This window comes from Streptomyces sp. NPDC002790, from assembly GCF_040295505.1.
Lineage (GTDB): Bacteria > Actinomycetota > Actinomycetes > Streptomycetales > Streptomycetaceae > Streptomyces.
The window spans coordinates 62,040-77,840 of record NZ_JBEOVM010000026.1 but is presented as its reverse complement, the minus strand read 5'-3'; the positions used below and the strand labels follow the sequence as shown (position 1 = coordinate 77,840).

Here is a 15,801-nt window from a genome sequence, read left to right as displayed (position 1 = left end):
TCTCCTTGCGATCGCACGCACCGGACGCCGCGTGGCCCGCCCTTCGGGCGGACGACGGGACTTTCGATACACGCCCTAGAACGCCTCGGACTTCCTCCGAGCTGCTCGCTCCACCGAGCCCGCCCTCCCCCGCGGGCCGGTGGACGCGAGCATGAGCGGGGCGGGTGGTCGGCCGACGTGTCGGTGGCGGCCCACCACCCGCCCCGCACCCAAGTCCGAGCAACGAAAGGGACTCCTCGGCCGCCGACTGCCGAGGAGTCCCTGTGGGGGACAGCGCCGAGCGACCGGTGGGTGTTACATGCACGCGCCGCACCCTGCCCAGCCGCTTTCATGCTCCCGCCGAAAACCCGAAGACGCCCGGGGCGCGGCGCGCTAGCGTCGATGGGCATGGCCCCTTCACTTGAACGCCCTCCGTTCCAGGCGGACGAACGCACGGCACTCATCGGATGGCTGGACCTCCAGCGGCGGATCCTGCGATGGAAGTGCGCGGGACTGAGCGAGGAGGACGCGCGCCGCAGTGTCGTCCCGACATCGCCTGCGATGACCATGGCCGGTCTCATCAGCCACATGCGCTGGGTCGAACACACCTGGCTGGAGGTGCTGTTCCTCGGCGGCGACGAGAAGGTGAACCCGTCCTTCGGCGAGTCGGACGACGAGGACGCCGACTGGCGCACAGACGGCGTCCCCCTCGAACAACTGCTGCTCGACTACGAGTCCCAGTGCACCCGCAGCAACGAGATCGCCGCCACGGCCTCCCTCGACGCCACCGGCCGCCACCCCAAGTACGGCGACGGCAAGATCGACCTCCGCTGGATGCTCATCCATCTCATCGAGGAGACCGGCCGGCACGCGGGCCACGCGGACATCGTGCGGGAACTCATCGACGGGTCGAAGGGGTACTACTAGCGGGTCCCGCCAGCGCCCGTGTCACGGAGTGCCCAGCCAGGTCAGCGCCGCGACCGTGAGCGCCTCCACGCCCGTGCTCAGGGTCGGCTCAACCACGGGGGCGAAGTGCGGGGAGTGGTTGGCCGGCAGGTCGTCGAGCTTGCCGGCCTGGAGCGCGGCGAGGGCGGTCCCGGTGTCGAGGCCGCCCCAGAACCAGAAGACGGTCGGCACCCCGATCGCCTCGCCGAACACCCCCACGTCCTCGCTGGCACTGACCGGCGGCAGCGGGAAGACACGCTGCTCGCCGAAGTGACCGACGAACGCCGCCAGCGTGGTGGCGGTGGCATCCGGGTCGCTGACCAGGGCGGGAACGCTGATGGTCCAGTCGAGGTCGGGTTCGCGCGTGGCGCCGCCTGCCGCGGCCTCGGCGCGGACGACGCGTTCGGTCGCCGAGCGGAGAAGGTCGCGGGTGGCCGCCGTCGTGGAGCGGATGTTGATGCCCAACTCTGCGGCGTCGGGAATGATGTTGTCCTTGGTGCCGGCCTGAAGTCGGCCCACCGTGACGACCGCCGTCTCCGCCGGGGGCACCTCGCGGGCGACGACACCTTGCAGCCGGGTCACGACGTGGGCGGCCATCAGGACCGGGTCGATGGCTGCCTCCGGGCGCGAGCCGTGCCCGCCGCGACCGTGCAGGGTGACATCGAGGGAGTCCGAGGCGGCCATCACCGGACCGCTGCCGTGGCCGATGAACCCGGCGGGCAGCGGCCCCACATGCTGGCCCAGCACGACCTCCGGCGTGGGGAAGCGCTCGAACAACCCGTCGTCGATCATGCCGCGGGCGCCGCACCCCAGCTCCTCCGCGGGCTGGAAGACCAGCAGCACGGTGCCCCGCCACTGGTCGCGCGCCCCGGCCAGCAGGCTCGCCGCCCCGATCAGACAGGCCGCGTGCATGTCGTGCCCGCACGCGTGCATCACCGGCACGTCCTTGCCCTCGTGGTCCACACCGCGGGCGACACTGGCGTACGACAGCCCGGTCTTCTCCTCCACCGGAAGCGCGTCGAAGTCCGCGCGCAGCATGACCACAGGTCCTTCGCCGTTGCGCAGCACACCCACCACGCCGGTCGTCCCGACGTGTTCGACGACCTCGTCGACACCCGCGGCCCGCAGCCGCCGCGCGAGCAGCTCGGCCGACCGCTTCTCCTGCAAGGACAGCTCCGGGTGCTCGTGCAGGTCCCGGTAGAGATCGGCCAGGTCGTCCCGAATTCCGTCAAGCTCTGCGACAACCGTGTGCGTCATGATCCAACCTCTCCGCTTCGTATGGTCGGTTCAGTGTCACCTACGGGTCCCGTGGGGGAGGGCGGCGCGGGGCCGTGTCGCTTCCTGCGCTGCTCGGCGCGAGCGGCGAAATGGGGTGGCCCGGTTCCGACGTGGCGTGCGAGGGTCCTGGCATGCCGAACGAGTTCCAGTCACCCGAATCCCGCCTCGGGCCCATCGCGTCACTTGAGTCCGCCGACGGGACGGCCGTCGCCTACCGGCAGTTCGGCGCCGGCCCACCGGTCGTCATGGTCCACGGTTCCGGCGGTGGGCTGCACTCCTGGCAGCCGGTGGCCGAATGCCTCGCGGACCGCTTCGAACTCTGGACGCCGGCCCGCCGCGGCTACGCCCCGAGCGGGCCGGGCCACGCGCCCAAGCGCTTCGCCGACGAAGTGGCGGACATCGAGGCGCTCATCACGAAGATCGGCCGTCCCGTCCACCTGGTCGGCATGTCCTACGGCGCCAACGTCGCCCTGCACGCGGCGGCGGCCGGTCTGCCGGTGCGCTCGCTGGTGCTGTGGGAGCCGCCGCTGTACGCGGCGGGCCCCGAACTAGCCCCCGTACTGGAGGAGTTCAAGAAGCTGACCGCGCGCGGCGATCGGCGGCGCGCCGACCGACTGCTGGCCGAAAAGGTGGCCCGGGTCCCGGCCGCGCTCCTGGACCTGATGGAGTCGGGAGACACCAGCGACACCGAACCAGGCGCTGAACCCGATGACACGCCCGGCTGGTGTCGTGACCTCGAATCGCTGATCGCCGACTCGGCGGACGTGGAGCGCTGGTCCGATGTCACCGTCCCGACCCTGCTGATGCGGGGCGCCGACACCTGGCAGCCGATGCCGGCGACCCTCGACCGGCTCGCGACCGCGCTGCCGCACGTCACGTACACGGCGATCCCCGGCCAGATGCACTTCGCGCCGTCGTTCGTCCCCGACACTGTGGCGGCGGAGATCGCCGACTTCCTGACGCACTCCTGAAGCGGGGCCGCTCACGCCCCGATCTGGGCGGCCAGCCCGGCCAGGTCGTCGGCGTACAGGTCGAACCGGTCCGAGGCGACGGGCGGGTCGCCCACGGGACGGGCGACGTAGGCGGTGCGCAGGCCGAGGGCCTGGGCCGCGCGCAGGTCCCAGGCGTGCGTGGCGACCATCAGCAGTCGCTCCGGCGGCCGTCCGGAGACGGTGACGGCCAGCGCATAGACCGCCGGGTCCGGCTTGTAGGTCCGGGCGTCCTCGGCGGACAGCGCCTGGTGCCAGCGCAGCCCCGCGTGCGCGTTGAGGCCGAGGAGCGCGGTCCGGCTCGCGTTGGACAGCCCGATCAACGGAAACCGTTCGGCAAGCCGGGCGAGCCCCGCCACCGTGTCCGGCCACGGCGGGAGCCTGCGCCCGGCCAGGGCCAACTCCGCCACCGCGGCCGGATCGTCGACCCCGGCGGCGTCGGCGACGAGCCGGGCGGCCTCCCGGTCGAGCACGTCGCTCGCGAGGTAGGCCCTGCCACCGTCGAGTACCCGCTGCTGCTCGTGCTCGACGTGCTGCTGCCACAGCGCCAAGAGCTTGTCGACCTCGGAGTCGGCCTGCGCTGGGGAGAGTTGACGAATTCCGGTGCGGATTCCGGCGGGCTCGTCGACGAGTGTGCCCAGCACGTCGAACACAAGGGCATCGATCTCTGGCTCTGACATGAGGGGTGTCTCCCGGATGAAGCGGATGGAGCGGCTGAAGCGGATGGGGGGGACGAAGCGGGGGCGTGCGGCCGGCTGTCGATCCAACGCGGCGGGCACCCAAGCGGATTCCCGCATCGGTCTGGCTGCTCTGCGGGTAGCCCCGACTACAGGCTGGAAGCGGCCCGCGCCGAGGGTCTCTCGAACCCCGTCGAGATCGTCCCGCCCGCCGACGCGTCCTCGGGGTACGTCGTCCAGCAGATCCAGCGGAGTTGGCCGGAGAAGCAGGACGCCGTCGCCGTCGACCCGATGAGCGGCGAGGTCACGGACGTGGTGCTCCTCGTCGTGTGGGGGTACCGCATGTAGTGGCATCCCGCTCGCGGCGTTCATGCTCTGCGACATCGCGCTCGGCGAGATCGCGTACCGGAGGGGCAGGCGCACGTACGCGCCGATCGACTGACGTAGGTGGAGTGGGCGCCTCACCTCTGGTGCCGGAGTATCGGCACCAGAGGCGAGGCCTCAAGAGCTACGCGGTCGTCCCGAGCTCCTCACGGACGGCGTGTGCGGCGGCGACGAGGTGCTCCAGGGAGGCCCGTGTCTCGGCCCAGCCGCGGGTCTTCAGCCCGCAGTCCGGATTGACCCACAGCCGCTCGGCGGGGATGGCCTCAAGTCCCTTACGTAGCAATGCGGTTGCCTCGTCGACGCTCGGGACGCGTGGCGAGTGGATGTCGTACACGCCCGGACCGGCCTCACGCGGGTAGCCGTGCTCGGCCAGCTCGTGTGCGACCTGCATGTGGGAGCGGGCGGCCTCCAGGCTGATGACATCGGCGTCGAGGTCGTCGATGGCCTGCACGATGTCACCGAACTCGGCGTAGCACATGTGGGTGTGGATCTGCGTGTCCGGCCGGACGCCGCTGGTGGTGAGGCGGAATGCCTCGGTGGCCCAGGCGAGGTAGGCGGCGTGGTCGCCTGCGCGCAACGGGAGGGTCTCGCGGAGTGCCGGTTCGTCGACCTGGATGACCGAAGTGCCGTTCGCCTCCAGGTCGTCGACCTCGTCGCGCAGGGCGAGGGCGACCTGCCGGGCGGTGTCACCCAGCGGCTGGTCGTCGCGGACGAAGGACCAGGCGAGCATGGTGACCGGGCCGGTGAGCATGCCCTTGACCGGACGGCTGGAATGGGACTGGGCGTACGTCGTCCAGCGCACGGTCATCGCTGCGGGGCGGGAGATGTCACTCGCGAGGACCGGCGGGCGGACGTAGCGGGTGCCGTAGGACTGGACCCAGCCGTGCTGCGTGGCGAGGTAGCCGTCCAGCTGCTCGGCGAAGTACTGGACCATGTCGTTGCGTTCGGGTTCGCCGTGCACGAGCACGTCGATACCGGCCTTCTCCTGGAAGGAGACGACCTCACGGATCTCGTTCCTGATGCGGGACTCGTACCCCTCGCTGTCGATGCGTCCGGCCCTCAAATCGGCGCGCGCGGCGCGGAGTTCGCCGGTCTGCGGGAACGAGCCGATGGTCGTCGTCGGCAGCAGCGGCAGGTTCAGCAGGGCACGCTGGGCGGCGGTCCGCTCGGCGTACGGCTGCGAGCGGCGCAGGTCCGCCTCGGTGACGGCGGCGGCGCGGGCCTGCACCGCCGGATCACGGGTGATGGGCGAGGTGGCCCGGGAACTCAACGCGGCGCGGTTGGCGGCGAGTTCGGCCTCGACCACGCCGGTTCCTCGGGTGAGGCCCCTGGCAAGGGTGGCGACCTCGGTGGTCTTCTGGCGGGCGAAGGCGAGCCAGCGCCGGACCTGCGGCTCGATGTCCCGCTCCACGGACGCGTCCAGCGGAACGTGCAGCAGCGAGCAGGAAGCGGCCACGTCGACGCGGTCGGCGAGTCCGAGCAGAGTGCCGAGCGTGGCGAGTGACCGCTCAAGGTCGTTCACCCACACATTGCGGCCGTTGACCACACCGGCGACGAGACGCTTGCCGGGCAGGCCTCCGGCGGCGGCGAGTTCCTCCAGGTTGGCGGTGGCGGAACCGGTGAAATCGAGGGCGAGACCGTCCACGGGCGCCTTGGCGAGCACCGGCAGGGCCTCGCCGAGTCGGTCGAAGTACGAGGCGACCAGGAGCTTCGGCCGGTCGGCGAGCGTGCCGAGGTCACGGTAGGCGCGGGCGGCGGCGTTCAGCTCCGCCGGAGTGCGGTCCTGGACCAGGGCGGGCTCGTCGAGCTGCACCCAGGCGGCGCCCGAGGCCCGCAGGTCGCTGAGAACCTCGGCGTAGACGGGCAGCAGGCGGTCCAGCAGGGTGAGCGGATCGAAGTCGTCGGCCACGCCGGGAGCGGGCTTCGACAGCAAAAGGTAGGTGACCGGTCCGACCAGTACGGGGCGGGCGTCCAGGCCGAGGGCGAGGGCCTCCGTGAGTTCCGCGACCTGCTTGGTGGAATCGGTGGTGAACACCGTGTCCGGGCCCAACTCCGGCACAAGGTAGTGGTAGTTGGTGTCGAACCACTTGGTCATCTCCAGCGGGGCGACGTCCTGGGTGCCGCGTGCCATCGCGAAGTACCCGTCCAGGGCGTCCGCCGCGACGGCGGCCCGGTGGCGCTCGGGCACCGCACCGACCATGACGGTCGTGTCCAGGACGTGGTCGTAATACGAGAAGTCGCCGGTCGGCACCTCGTCGATGCCGGACGCGGCCAGTTCCCGCCAGTTGGCACGGCGGAGTTCGGCGGCGGTGGAGCGAAGACCGTCGGCGTCGACGCGGCCCTTCCAGTAGCCCTCGATCGCCTTCTTCAGTTCCCGGTCCGGGCCCTGGCGAGGGTAGCCGTACACGGTGGCCCGCGCGGGCTCGGTCCCGGTGTGCGCGGTCGTGGTGTCCGCGGTCCTGGTGGTCACGGAATTCTCCTTCGAGAGACGTATCCCTGAGATCCCGGAAGGCCTCTGCGGCGCGAAGGAGTGACACCACCGGAGCGGTGACCGCGCGCTGCGAGGCACGATCTTTTCGCCGGTATGTGTACGCCGACCCGCCCTCGAGGTCACCGAGATGTCCGCGCACGTGTCGTCCGTGCACGGGCAGTTGGCAGGTCTTCGGACTTGCGGGCACGCCCACCCGAAAGGGCGGACACCTAGTGACCGTCGCTTCCCAGACCCCTCTTCCGGGGCCCAGTGCGTATGACGGCGGTCGTTCCCACTCACCGCTGCGGGGCAGTCCCGGAATCCCACCGGGTTCCCTCTTACGACACCCCGTCTGGCGGGCGGGGCGAACCAGCTACGTCGTTCACCCTACGGGTCCGCGCCCGGGAGGCGCCACAACGTCCGGCCCGTCGGCAGCTCCTCGCCGGATGGCATGATGACGGTGAACACGGGCGACGGCGGCCCGAGGAAACCGGTGCGAATCCGGTGCGGTACCGCCACTGTGATCGGCGAGCGGATCCCGGAGAGCCACTGCCCCCGCGAGGGTGGGAAGGCCGGGACGAGCACGGACCCGAGAGCCAGGAGACTCACGCTGTCGCCCCCTCGAAGCGATCCGGGGCGGAACTCCCCGGCGAGAGGGAGGATGCGGCATGCCCGAACGGCTCGCCGAAGCCGAAGCGACGGCCCCCGCGGCGGACCGGGCGGTTCCGTGCCGCGTGGTCGTGTGCCGCGACTGCTGCTGCGGAACGGTCAAGGTCGACGGTGATCACGCCGCGCAGACGGCGCGGTTGCGCCGGATCGCGCCGACACGGATCTCCGAGTGCCTGGACGTCTGCGATCAGGCCAATGTCATCGTCGTACAGCCCTCCGCCGCCGGTCGGGCGGCCGGAGCACGACCGGTGTGGCTCGGCCTGGTCAACGACGCTGACGCCACCGAGGACATCGCGGACTGGATAGGGGCAGGCGGACCGGGAGTCGCGGAGCGCCCCGCGATCCTGGACCTCTACGTCATCGAGGCGCCGCGCCGGGCCAGGGCCTCATGAACGAGGTGCCGTCGGAACAGGTCGCCGAGGCGCTGCGGGACGTGGAGTCGCGGCTCGGGGGATTCTTCGCCCTCGACACGACGCCGACGCGGCGGCGGCCCGATGCACGGCTCACCCACGCCGGGCTCGCCGCACGAGCCCAGGCGGTCAACGACCACTACGCCACCCCCGAACCCCGCATCGGCGCCTCCATCGCCCACCTGGGCCTCGCGGCACGCCTCTGGTCACCGGTCCTCGCCTGCGCCCTCGTCCACGGGATCGTGCTGGCGATGAGCACGGTCGAGTGGTCCGGTGAGAGCTCGGCTCTGCGCCTGCCCCGGCCCGAGGGCCGACGTGCGACGGAGCTCCGCTCCCTCGCCGACGCGGTCCACGCGGAGGTGGACGGAGTCCTGGCAGCGGTCGAGAACGGCCTCACCGTCAAGGTGGCGCCACGCCTGCTGGCCGGCAATTCCGCCTCGGCTCTCCTCGGGTCGTCGGCTCAACTGCTGCGGTCCCGACCCGACTTGCGCACGGATCTCACGCGGCTGACACGCGAACTCCTGGAGACGGGCCGGCTACACGGAACGGGCCGGATCACCGGCCCGGACCTGACATTCCGCCGCCGGAGCTGCTGCCTCTTCTACCGCGCTCCCGGCGGCGGCACATGCGGAGACTGCTGTCTGACGCGGTGACGAAGACAGGACACAGCGGGGGCGGGGCGGCGCGTGCAACCGACAACCCCTGACCCTTTCTGATGTGCTGCGTTGCAGCAACTGGCGTTCCTCGCAGACGAAAGAGAGCCGCGCTTCATGTTGATCACCGCCGCGCAAGTCCTGGCCGGACCGGATCTTCACACAGTCGCCGACGGCGCCGTCCTCGTACGCGAGGGCGTCATCGCCGGCGCCGGCCCGCGCTCGGAGGTCGAGCGCCAGGCGGAGCCCGACGAGCCCCGGCTCGACTTTCCCGCCGCGACCGTGCTCCCGGGCCTGATCGACGCCCACGTGCACCTCTGCTTCGACGCGGGACCGGAACCCGTAGCCACGCTCCAGGAGCAGGACGACGAGGCGCTGTTCGCCGCGATGGCCGCTCGGGCTCGGAAGTTGCTGAGCGTCGGTGTCACGACGGCCCGCGATCTCGGTGACCGGGGCGGCCTCGCGGTGCGTCTCGCCCACGACATCAGGGAGGGCTCGGCCGTGGGCCCGCGGCTGGTCTCGGCGACGGTGCCCGTCACTCCGCCCGGTGGCCATTGCTGGTTCCTCGGTGGCGAGGTCTCCGGCCCTGAGGAGGTCCGGCGCCTTGTGCGGCGCAACGCGGAGGCGGGCGCCAAGGTCATCAAGGTCATGGAGACCGGCGGCGGGCTCACCAAGGGCGGCGCCCAGAGCTGGGAAACCCAGTTCTCCGAAGGGGAGTTGGCGGCGCTCGTCGACGAGGCACACCGCGCCGGACTGCCGGTCGCGGCGCACGCGCACGGTGCGGACGGCATCACCGCCGCCGTCGCGGCAGGGGTCGACAGTATCGAGCACTGCACGTGGATGACGGCCGACGGGATCGAGGTCCGCCAGGACGTGCTCGACCAGATCGTTCAGCGGAACATCTACGTCTGCCCCACGGTCAGCCCGAACTGGCGAATGCTGCCGCGGTTCTTCGGCGCCGAGCGCGCCGCGGCCATGTTCGACGCGGTGCGCCGGATGGCCGAGGCGGGCGCGCGGCTGATCGCGGGCACCGACGCGGGAGTCCAGCGCGCCAGCTTCGACGGCCTGCCCTCCAGCCTCACGTTCTACGGGCACCTGGGCCTGCCCAACGACCGCGTCCTCGCGATGGCCACGACGGAGCCCGCTCGCGCGCTGGGCCTCGACGAGACAACCGGGCAGCTCACTCCCGGCTACAGCGCGGACGTCCTCGTGGTGGACGGCGACCCGCTCACGGACCTCGGGGCGTTGCAGTCCGTCGGGGCCGTGATCGCGGCGGGCAGGCGGTACGACCCGATCACCAACACGTAGCAGGAATAGGGGAGTTGTTCAGCGCCCGGGACCCTCGCACGGGCCCTCGCCGGGAGCGGGCGGCCGGGTGTCCGCCGCCAGGCAGGAGGAGTACACCCGCGTCGGTGCGGGCTGCGGCTCCGGTTCGGACGTGACGCGCATGGCGATGGTCAGCCCGGCGGTGGTGACGGCGGCCAGACCAGCGAACGCGGCGGCCCGGGCGCCACGCTTCACCGATTACTGCCGAAGTGGTCGCGGAGCGCATCGCCGCAATCTTCCTGGCCGGCGCCCCGGATGCGCGAAAACGCCACCACTCCGTCCTTCTTGCCGTCCCGCTCGTTCTTGGCGATCTGGCCCTCGATGTTCTTGATCAGTTCGGCGCACCGGGCGCTGACCGGCTTCTTGGGAGGCGGCTCGGGTTCCGAGGAGGTGGTCAGTACGTAGGTGGCGGCGAGGCCGGCGGCACACAGCACCGCCCACGTCACGATCCACGCGCGGCGGCTCTTCGGTATCGGGACGGGTCTCGGCACCCCGGCATCCTACGAGCGCCGCGGCGGGCATGCGCCGAATCGAGCCTTCTCAGGCACCGGGTCATCAAGTGCCGGTCAGTGCCGCTTCTCCCGGGCCCCGCCTCCGGAGCGGACGGTTCGGCGGCCCCTGACGGTGTGGCCAGGGCGTATGACCTGGAGCCCGTCCGTACAGCGGGTGCGCGGTGGGGCATTAGGATTTCCGGCATGGCGAACCTTCGACAGGCGCAGAAGCAGATGACGCGCCGCCTCCTGCTGGAGTCCGGGCTCGAGTTGTTCACGACGAAGGGGTACGCCGCCACCAAGGTCGACGACATCGCGACCGCCGCGGGCACCACCCGGGTCACCTTCTACGCCTACTTCCCCTCCCGGACCGACCTGATGAAGGCGCTCATCGACGAGCGGCTGAACGAGGCGCTCCAGCGAGTTCGTTCCCCGGAGCACGGATCGACGGCCCAGGATCTGGTCGCCACCGTGGCCGAGGGGACGGTGGAGGCGATCGGCCTCTGGCTGCGGCGCACCGCCGACAGCTGGCCCGAGATCCGGCCGATCATCCGCGTCGGCCGGGACGCCGCGGCGATCGATCCGGAGCTGCGCGATCTGGTGGAGCGGTGGCTGGAAGAGGCCATCAGCGACATCGAGGACGGTCTGACCCAGGCCGGGCGCCTCGCCCCCCACCAGCGCCGCTTCCGGGGGGTGCTCGCGATGGCCGAACTGGACTACGTCGCCCAGCACTGGGGCAGCGCCGACTGGAAGCTCACCCGCGAGCAGCTGCTCGACGAGCTGAGCGCCAGCTGGGTCCGGCTGCTGACCTGATCCGTCCCTCGGGCGACGGGCTCAGCGCTCGGCCGCGGCGTCGCACAGCAGCTCCCGCAGCCAGTCGACGAAGTGCCGGTCGGCCAGCCGGGGGTTCCACACCATGTCGATGCCGAGCCCGGGCAGCGGGAAGGGGAACTCCTCGATCCGCAGGTCGGCGAGGGTCCGCATGGCGGCGGCCACCCGGTAGCGCAGCAGGGCGACCCCGCCCGCGCGGGCCACGTGGAACGGCACCAGCAGGAAGTCGGAGATCCACAGCCCGACCCGGTGGGGGATGCCCTCGTCCTCCAGCACCGAGTACGGGAAGACCCGCCGTTCGGTGTCGACGACGATGTGCGGCTCGGTGGAGAGCAGCTGAAGCGCGCTCGCCTGCGGCGGAGTGTCGGGCGAGGCGACGACCACGCAGCGGTCGTCGTACAGCCGACTGCGTGGATACGGCGAGAAGTGCCCTTCGGAGATCAGTACGACGTCGACGCCCCCCTCGGTGAAGGTGGCCTCGGTCGGCACCGTGATCGTCCGGATCCGCAGTGTGGCGTGCGGCGCGCGCTCGGCGACCAGCCGGGTCAGCCGGGGGCCGACGACGAACGCGGTGCTGTTGGTCATGGCGACCGTGATGACCCGCTCGTCGGTGGCGGGGACGAAGGACGGGAAATCGACGATCTGCGCCGTCTGCAGCAGCGCGCCGCGCAGCGGGGCGATCAGCTCCAGCGCCCGCGGGGTGAGCGTGACGCCGCTGCCCTGACGGACGACCAGGTCGTCGCCCAGCAGGCGCCGCATCCGGGCGAGGGCGTGGCTCATGGCCGGTTGCGAGAGCCCCACCCGCTCCGCGGCCCTGGTCACCGACTGCTCCTCCAGCAGGGCGAGGAGGGGCACCAGCAGGTTGAGGTCGACGGATGCCAGCCGGTCGAGTCCCGACGTGCCGGTGTCCTCCTCGCCGCTCATGGCGCACACCCTATGTGGCGGTGCGGGTCATGCGGCGCAGCCGGGGGACCGGGATGCGGTGGTCGAGGGCGACGGCCGTGGTGCTGCCGTCCTCTTGCCGCCAGGTCATCAGTGCGGGGCCGCCGCCGGGGCCGCCGACCGCGTACTGCGGCTCCCCCTCGGCGGGCAGGTGCCCGACGGCCTTGAGGGTGTGCCCGAACTGCTCGGTCCAGAAGTACGGCTGGAAGGAGAGCGCGGGGGCGTCGTCGCCGTGGACGAGCGCCCGCGCGGCGGCCTTCGCCTGGTCGACGGCGCTGCTCCACAGGGGGACACGGCGCGGGCCCTGTGGGGTGGGGAGGGCCGCGAGGTCGCCGACGGCCGCGATGCCGGGGCGGGCGAGGCCGCGCGTGTCGACGGGGACGGCGCCGTTCACGACGAGCCCGGTGCCGGCGAGCCAGTCGGTGTTGGGGATGTCGCCGACGGCGCTGAGGACGACCTGGGCCCGCAGCACCGTGCCGTCGTCGAGCGCGACGTGGGCGTCGCCGGGCCGCCCTTCGATGCGTACCGGCCCGGACTCGACCACGGTGAGCCCCCGTTCGCGGGCGGCGTCGGTGAGGACGCGGGCGAGACGCGGACCGAGCCGGGCGACCAGTGGCTGCCCCTGTGAGAGGAGGGTGACCCGGCAGCCCGCGGCCAGGCACCCCGAGGCGATCTCCATGCCGAGAGGCCCGCCGCCGACGACGAGGACACTGGGTCGGCCGGTCAGGCGGCGGCGCAGCGCGAGCGCGTCGTCGAGCCCGCGCAACGTGACCTCGTCGGGCAGCTCGGACAGCCGTCGCGCCCGGGAGCCGGTGGCGAGGACGACACCGTCGTACGGCAGGGCCGTGCCGTCTTCGAGCGTGACGAGCTGTCGGTCCACGTCGAGGCCGCTCGCGCGTACGCCGAGCACTTCCCTCGCCCCGTGGGACGCCGGTGGCAGCGTGTGCGAGGTCAGGTCGTCGCCGTCGAGCAGCAGCGCCTTCGACAGGGCGGGCCGGCTGTACGCCGGGTGCGACTCGTCGCCGACGACGGTCAGTTCGCCGTCGAATCCGCTCTCGCGCAGCGTGTGGGCGGCGGTGAGCCCGGCGATGCCATTGCCCACGACGACGACGCGGCGCAGCGCGACGGCGCTCATTCGACCCTCAGCGCGGCGACGGGGCACACGCGGGCGGCGGCCTGGGCGGGCGCGGCCTCGCCCGCGCCGACCTCCTCGCGGTCGAGCACCAGCTCGCCTTCGTCGTCGAGGTGCATCAGGTGCGGTGCGGCCTCCTCGCACAGGCCGTGTCCCTCGCAGCGGGGACGGTCGAGAACGATCCTCATGCGGGGATCACCTCCAGGACGGGGAGCGCTTCGATGCTCCGGGTGATGTTGGCGGGAACGCGGACCTCGGGCCCGACGACCAGGCGTCGCACGCGCCGGGTCAGCGCGGTGAGCACGGCGTGGGCCTCCATGCGGGCGAGGCCCTGGCCCGCGCAGCCGTGCGGCCCGTAGCCGAACGACAGATGGTCGACCGGATTGCGCTCGACCAGGAAGGCGTCGGGGTTCTCGTAGTGCCGCGGGTCGCGGTTGCCGGCGCCGAGCAGCACCGCGATCCGCGCGCCCGCCGGGACGACGACGCCCTCGATCTCCACGTCGCGGGTGGTGACACGGCCCCAGACGTTGACCGGGGGCCAGTACCGCAACACCTCGTTGAACGCCGCGGACGTCAAGGACGGTTCGGCGCGCACCTTGTCGAACTGTTCGGGGTGGGCGGCGAACAGGGCGACCACGTTGCCGATGGCCGCGACGGTCGTGTCGATGCCGGCGCCCAGGTACTGGTGGATGATGTGTCCCGCGGTCCCCTCGGGGATGGCGCCGCGCGCCTCGGCGTCGAAGATGCCGCGGCCCACCGAGCCCTCGGCCAGGTTGTCGGCCGTGACCTCGGAGCACCAGGCGTACAGCTCGCCCGCGATGGGGAAGCTGTCGGCGGTGCGCTGGTTGGCCGGCCCGATGACCTGCATCGCGGCCTGGCCCCAGCGCAGCATGTTCTCGCGCACGTGGCCGGTGAAGCCGATCAGGTCGGCGACGACCTCCAGTGGGAAGGTGCGGGCGAGGGCGTCGACGGCTTCGAAGGAGCCCTTCTCGACGAGTGCGGCGACCAGAACGTCGGCCTTTGCCTCGGTCCGGTCCTTGAGTCCACGCAGGGCGCGGGGCGAGAGGTTCTCGGTGAGGGCCGTGCGCAACGGGGTGTGCGTCGGCGGATCGGATGCCAGCGAGGTGCCCGCCAGGGCCTGATCGGCCGCAGGATTGAAGGCGATGGACGTCGAGGAGAAGGACTCCCAGTCGGCCAGGGCGCCTCGGACGACGTCGTAGCGCGTCAGTGCGTGAACGTCATTGTGCGGCAGGTGGACCACGGGGCCCAGGTCCCGCAGCTGTGCGTGGACGGGGTGCGGGTCGAGGAGAACCTCGTCGGCGAAGAGATCCACGTCTGAGGTGGGCGGTCGGCTCATGTCCTCAGTCAAAGTGTGCCCGGCCACATTCATCAAATGAATGATTCGCATGTCTCTGCATGCATGACCTGCATGTCATCACGCAAGCCGCGGCGACGCGATGCTCACATCTCGCACCTTGGTGCAACGCCAGAAACGATTGATTTTCATGGCGTTCATTTCGTTGACATGCTGTAAAGCGAATGGCTAGCGTGAGCTCATCCACCGGGTGCACCGCCGCACCCGCATCGGACACGTGAGGCAGGCATGAGCGTGAACAGCACCACTGTGAACACCGTCCTGGGGCCGGTGCCGGCCGATGAGTTGGGTGTCGTCTCCGTCCACGAGGCACTGCTCTCGGTGCTCCCGGGCGCCGAGCACGCCTTCGACGTCACCCTCGATCGCGCCGAGATCTTCGAGACGCTCGCCGACCGGCTGCGCGACTTCCGGGCCCACGGCGGCGGCACGATCGTCGACAGCACCGGCATGTTCCACGGCCGCGACGTGCGGCTCTACGAGGCCCTGTCCCGCGCCACCGGCGTGCACATCGTCGCTTCCACAGGTCAGGGCCCCGAGGAGCTGCTCGGCGGCTACTTCCTGACACCGCAGACCAACCCGCCGACCCCCTGGCCCGCAGAGAAGTTCGCCGACCTCTTCGCCCGGGAGATCACCGAAGGCATGGTGGTCCCGCGCGTGGAGCGCCGCGGCCCGGCCGGGCTCGTCACCACCGCCGTGACCCGTGCCGGCATGACCGCCACCGACGAGAGCCTGCTGCGCGGCGCCGCCCGCGCCGCCCTCGCCACCGGCACTGCCGTCTCCTTCCGGCACGGCGCCGACGCCGTGGGCGAACTCGACATCGCCCTGTCCGAGAAGCTGCCGGCCGACCGCGTGGCCGTCGGTGGCCTGGACCGCAAGGACGCCGTCGCCGCCGGCGCACCCGAGAAGATCGCCGCCCGCGGCGCCCACGTCCTCCTCGACCACGTCGGCACCGAGGACGACGAGCACCTCAGCGACGCCGAGCGCGCCGCCCTGGTCGCCGACCTCGTGCGCGCAGGACACACCGACCGGATCCTGCTCTCCGTCGGCGCGACCGGGGTCGCCAAGGGGTACCCCGCGGTCGACCTGCCGTACAGCCACCTGCTGACCGCCTTCGTGCCGCTGCTGGGCGCACACGGCATCGGTGACGGCGACGTACGGCGCATCCTCGAGGCCAATCCGCGCGAGCTGCTCGCGGCGCGTTGAGCGTGCGCCCCGAACCGACCGTCAAGAACTCCGTGAACCCGAAGGCG

The 15,801-nt window shown here is 71.6% G+C and carries 16 protein-coding genes, 1 pseudogene and 2 riboswitches; of the genes and pseudogenes, 8 read left to right on the top strand and 9 right to left on the bottom strand.

Annotated elements, in window-relative coordinates:
* Positions 1-387 precede the first annotated feature (387 nt).
* A complete protein-coding gene (locus tag ABT004_RS15240) occupies positions 388-906 on the top strand; it encodes a DinB family protein (RefSeq protein ID WP_351336195.1) in 519 nt (172 codons plus the stop codon).
* Positions 907-927: 21 nt separating this feature from the next.
* Here the strand turns inward: ABT004_RS15240 and ABT004_RS15235 are convergent, their stop codons facing one another.
* Positions 928-2,181, bottom strand: a complete 1,254-nt coding sequence (locus ABT004_RS15235) for an amidohydrolase (protein WP_351336193.1) — start codon at positions 2,179-2,181, stop codon at positions 928-930.
* A 152-nt stretch (positions 2,182-2,333) separates the two neighbouring features.
* Here ABT004_RS15235 and ABT004_RS15230 point away from each other — a divergent pair, with 152 nt between their 5' ends.
* A complete protein-coding gene (locus ABT004_RS15230) occupies positions 2,334-3,173 on the top strand; it encodes an alpha/beta fold hydrolase (RefSeq protein ID WP_351336190.1) in 840 nt (279 codons plus the stop codon).
* Positions 3,174-3,184: 11 nt separating this feature from the next.
* Here the strand turns inward: ABT004_RS15230 and ABT004_RS15225 are convergent, their stop codons facing one another.
* The gene (locus ABT004_RS15225; protein WP_351336187.1) at positions 3,185-3,871 is read right to left on the bottom strand and encodes a haloacid dehalogenase type II; all 687 of its coding nucleotides are present in this window, start codon (positions 3,869-3,871) and stop codon (positions 3,185-3,187) included.
* 90 nt (positions 3,872-3,961) lie between these two features.
* Here ABT004_RS15225 and ABT004_RS15220 point away from each other — a divergent pair.
* Positions 3,962-4,310, top strand: a pseudogene (locus ABT004_RS15220) (hypothetical protein); the annotation flags it as partial.
* A 66-nt stretch (positions 4,311-4,376) separates the two neighbouring features.
* Here ABT004_RS15220 and metE read toward each other — a convergent pair.
* Entirely contained in the window at positions 4,377-6,722 is a 2,346-nt protein-coding gene (gene metE, locus ABT004_RS15215; RefSeq protein ID WP_351336185.1) for a 5-methyltetrahydropteroyltriglutamate--homocysteine S-methyltransferase, read from the bottom strand.
* Between the two features lie 166 nt (positions 6,723-6,888).
* Positions 6,889-7,112: riboswitch (cobalamin riboswitch) on the bottom strand.
* A gap of 93 nt (positions 7,113-7,205) precedes the next feature.
* Positions 7,206-7,329, top strand: a riboswitch (cobalamin riboswitch).
* 61 nt (positions 7,330-7,390) lie between these two features.
* Here metE and ABT004_RS15210 point away from each other — a divergent pair.
* From ABT004_RS15210 to ABT004_RS15200, 3 genes are all read left to right on the top strand, one after another.
* Complete coding sequence (locus tag ABT004_RS15210) at positions 7,391-7,783, top strand: (2Fe-2S) ferredoxin domain-containing protein (protein ID WP_351336182.1); 393 nt, start codon at positions 7,391-7,393, stop codon at positions 7,781-7,783.
* On the top strand, positions 7,780-8,454 hold the full coding sequence (locus ABT004_RS15205) for a (2Fe-2S)-binding protein (RefSeq protein ID WP_351336179.1): 675 nt from the start codon (positions 7,780-7,782) through the stop codon (positions 8,452-8,454). The genes ABT004_RS15210 and ABT004_RS15205 overlap by 4 nt, the downstream gene beginning before the upstream one ends.
* 117 nt (positions 8,455-8,571) lie before the next feature.
* The gene (locus ABT004_RS15200; protein ID WP_351336177.1) at positions 8,572-9,762 is read left to right on the top strand and encodes an amidohydrolase family protein; all 1,191 of its coding nucleotides are present in this window, start codon (positions 8,572-8,574) and stop codon (positions 9,760-9,762) included.
* An 18-nt stretch (positions 9,763-9,780) separates the two neighbouring features.
* Here ABT004_RS15200 and ABT004_RS15195 read toward each other — a convergent pair whose 3' ends face one another.
* Both ABT004_RS15195 and ABT004_RS15190 read right to left on the bottom strand, forming a co-directional pair.
* The gene (locus ABT004_RS15195; RefSeq protein WP_351336174.1) at positions 9,781-9,975 is read right to left on the bottom strand and encodes a hypothetical protein; all 195 of its coding nucleotides are present in this window, start codon (positions 9,973-9,975) and stop codon (positions 9,781-9,783) included.
* Positions 9,972-10,271, bottom strand: a complete 300-nt coding sequence (locus ABT004_RS15190; RefSeq protein ID WP_351336171.1) for a hypothetical protein — start codon at positions 10,269-10,271, stop codon at positions 9,972-9,974. Before ABT004_RS15190 ends, ABT004_RS15195 begins: the two co-directional genes overlap by 4 nt.
* Before the next feature lie 204 nt (positions 10,272-10,475).
* Between ABT004_RS15190 and ABT004_RS15185 the strand changes: the two genes are divergently transcribed.
* Entirely contained in the window at positions 10,476-11,084 is a 609-nt protein-coding gene (locus ABT004_RS15185) for a TetR/AcrR family transcriptional regulator (protein ID WP_351336168.1), read from the top strand.
* 21 nt (positions 11,085-11,105) lie between these two features.
* On the opposite strand, the gene ABT004_RS15180 is transcribed toward ABT004_RS15185, so the two are convergent.
* Genes ABT004_RS15180 through ABT004_RS15165 form a run of 4 tightly spaced genes read right to left on the bottom strand, consistent with a single transcriptional unit; the run spans position 11,106 to position 14,533 of the window.
* Positions 11,106-12,026 carry a LysR family transcriptional regulator gene (locus ABT004_RS15180; RefSeq protein WP_351336165.1) on the bottom strand — a complete coding sequence of 307 codons (921 nt, stop codon included), beginning with the start codon at positions 12,024-12,026 and terminating at the stop codon, positions 11,106-11,108.
* Between the two features lie 10 nt (positions 12,027-12,036).
* Entirely contained in the window at positions 12,037-13,179 is a 1,143-nt protein-coding gene (locus ABT004_RS15175; RefSeq protein WP_351336162.1) for an NAD(P)/FAD-dependent oxidoreductase, read from the bottom strand.
* Positions 13,176-13,364: a ferredoxin gene (locus ABT004_RS15170; protein WP_351336159.1), complete on the bottom strand. Its 189-nt coding sequence runs from the start codon at positions 13,362-13,364 to the stop codon at positions 13,176-13,178. The genes ABT004_RS15175 and ABT004_RS15170 overlap by 4 nt, the downstream gene beginning before the upstream one ends.
* A complete protein-coding gene (locus ABT004_RS15165; RefSeq protein ID WP_351336156.1) occupies positions 13,361-14,533 on the bottom strand; it encodes a cytochrome P450 in 1,173 nt (390 codons plus the stop codon). The genes ABT004_RS15170 and ABT004_RS15165 overlap by 4 nt, the downstream gene beginning before the upstream one ends.
* Positions 14,534-14,779: 246 nt before the next feature.
* On the opposite strand from ABT004_RS15165, the gene ABT004_RS15160 reads away from it, so the two are divergent.
* Entirely contained in the window at positions 14,780-15,754 is a 975-nt protein-coding gene (locus ABT004_RS15160; protein WP_351336154.1) for a phosphotriesterase family protein, read from the top strand.
* Positions 15,755-15,801 lie beyond the last annotated feature (47 nt).

What these genes read in the sequence shown, in the direction of transcription:
- ABT004_RS15240 (WP_351336195.1), top strand. Translation starts at nt 388, where the DNA reads ATGGCCCCTTCACTTGAACGCCCTCCGTTCCAGGCGGACGAACGCACG.
- ABT004_RS15235 (WP_351336193.1), bottom strand. Translation starts at nt 2,181, where the DNA reads ATGACGCACACGGTTGTCGCAGAGCTTGACGGAATTCGGGACGACCTG.
- ABT004_RS15230 (WP_351336190.1), top strand. Translation starts at nt 2,334, where the DNA reads ATGCCGAACGAGTTCCAGTCACCCGAATCCCGCCTCGGGCCCATCGCG.
- ABT004_RS15225 (WP_351336187.1), bottom strand. Translation starts at nt 3,871, where the DNA reads ATGTCAGAGCCAGAGATCGATGCCCTTGTGTTCGACGTGCTGGGCACA.
- ABT004_RS15210 (WP_351336182.1), top strand. Translation starts at nt 7,391, where the DNA reads ATGCCCGAACGGCTCGCCGAAGCCGAAGCGACGGCCCCCGCGGCGGAC.
- ABT004_RS15205 (WP_351336179.1), top strand. Translation starts at nt 7,780, where the DNA reads ATGAACGAGGTGCCGTCGGAACAGGTCGCCGAGGCGCTGCGGGACGTG.
- ABT004_RS15200 (WP_351336177.1), top strand. Translation starts at nt 8,572, where the DNA reads ATGTTGATCACCGCCGCGCAAGTCCTGGCCGGACCGGATCTTCACACA.
- ABT004_RS15185 (WP_351336168.1), top strand. Translation starts at nt 10,476, where the DNA reads ATGGCGAACCTTCGACAGGCGCAGAAGCAGATGACGCGCCGCCTCCTG.
- ABT004_RS15180 (WP_351336165.1), bottom strand. Translation starts at nt 12,026, where the DNA reads ATGAGCGGCGAGGAGGACACCGGCACGTCGGGACTCGACCGGCTGGCA.
- ABT004_RS15175 (WP_351336162.1), bottom strand. Translation starts at nt 13,179, where the DNA reads ATGAGCGCCGTCGCGCTGCGCCGCGTCGTCGTCGTGGGCAATGGCATC.
- ABT004_RS15170 (WP_351336159.1), bottom strand. Translation starts at nt 13,364, where the DNA reads ATGAGGATCGTTCTCGACCGTCCCCGCTGCGAGGGACACGGCCTGTGC.
- ABT004_RS15165 (WP_351336156.1), bottom strand. Translation starts at nt 14,533, where the DNA reads ATGAGCCGACCGCCCACCTCAGACGTGGATCTCTTCGCCGACGAGGTT.
- ABT004_RS15160 (WP_351336154.1), top strand. Translation starts at nt 14,780, where the DNA reads ATGAGCGTGAACAGCACCACTGTGAACACCGTCCTGGGGCCGGTGCCG.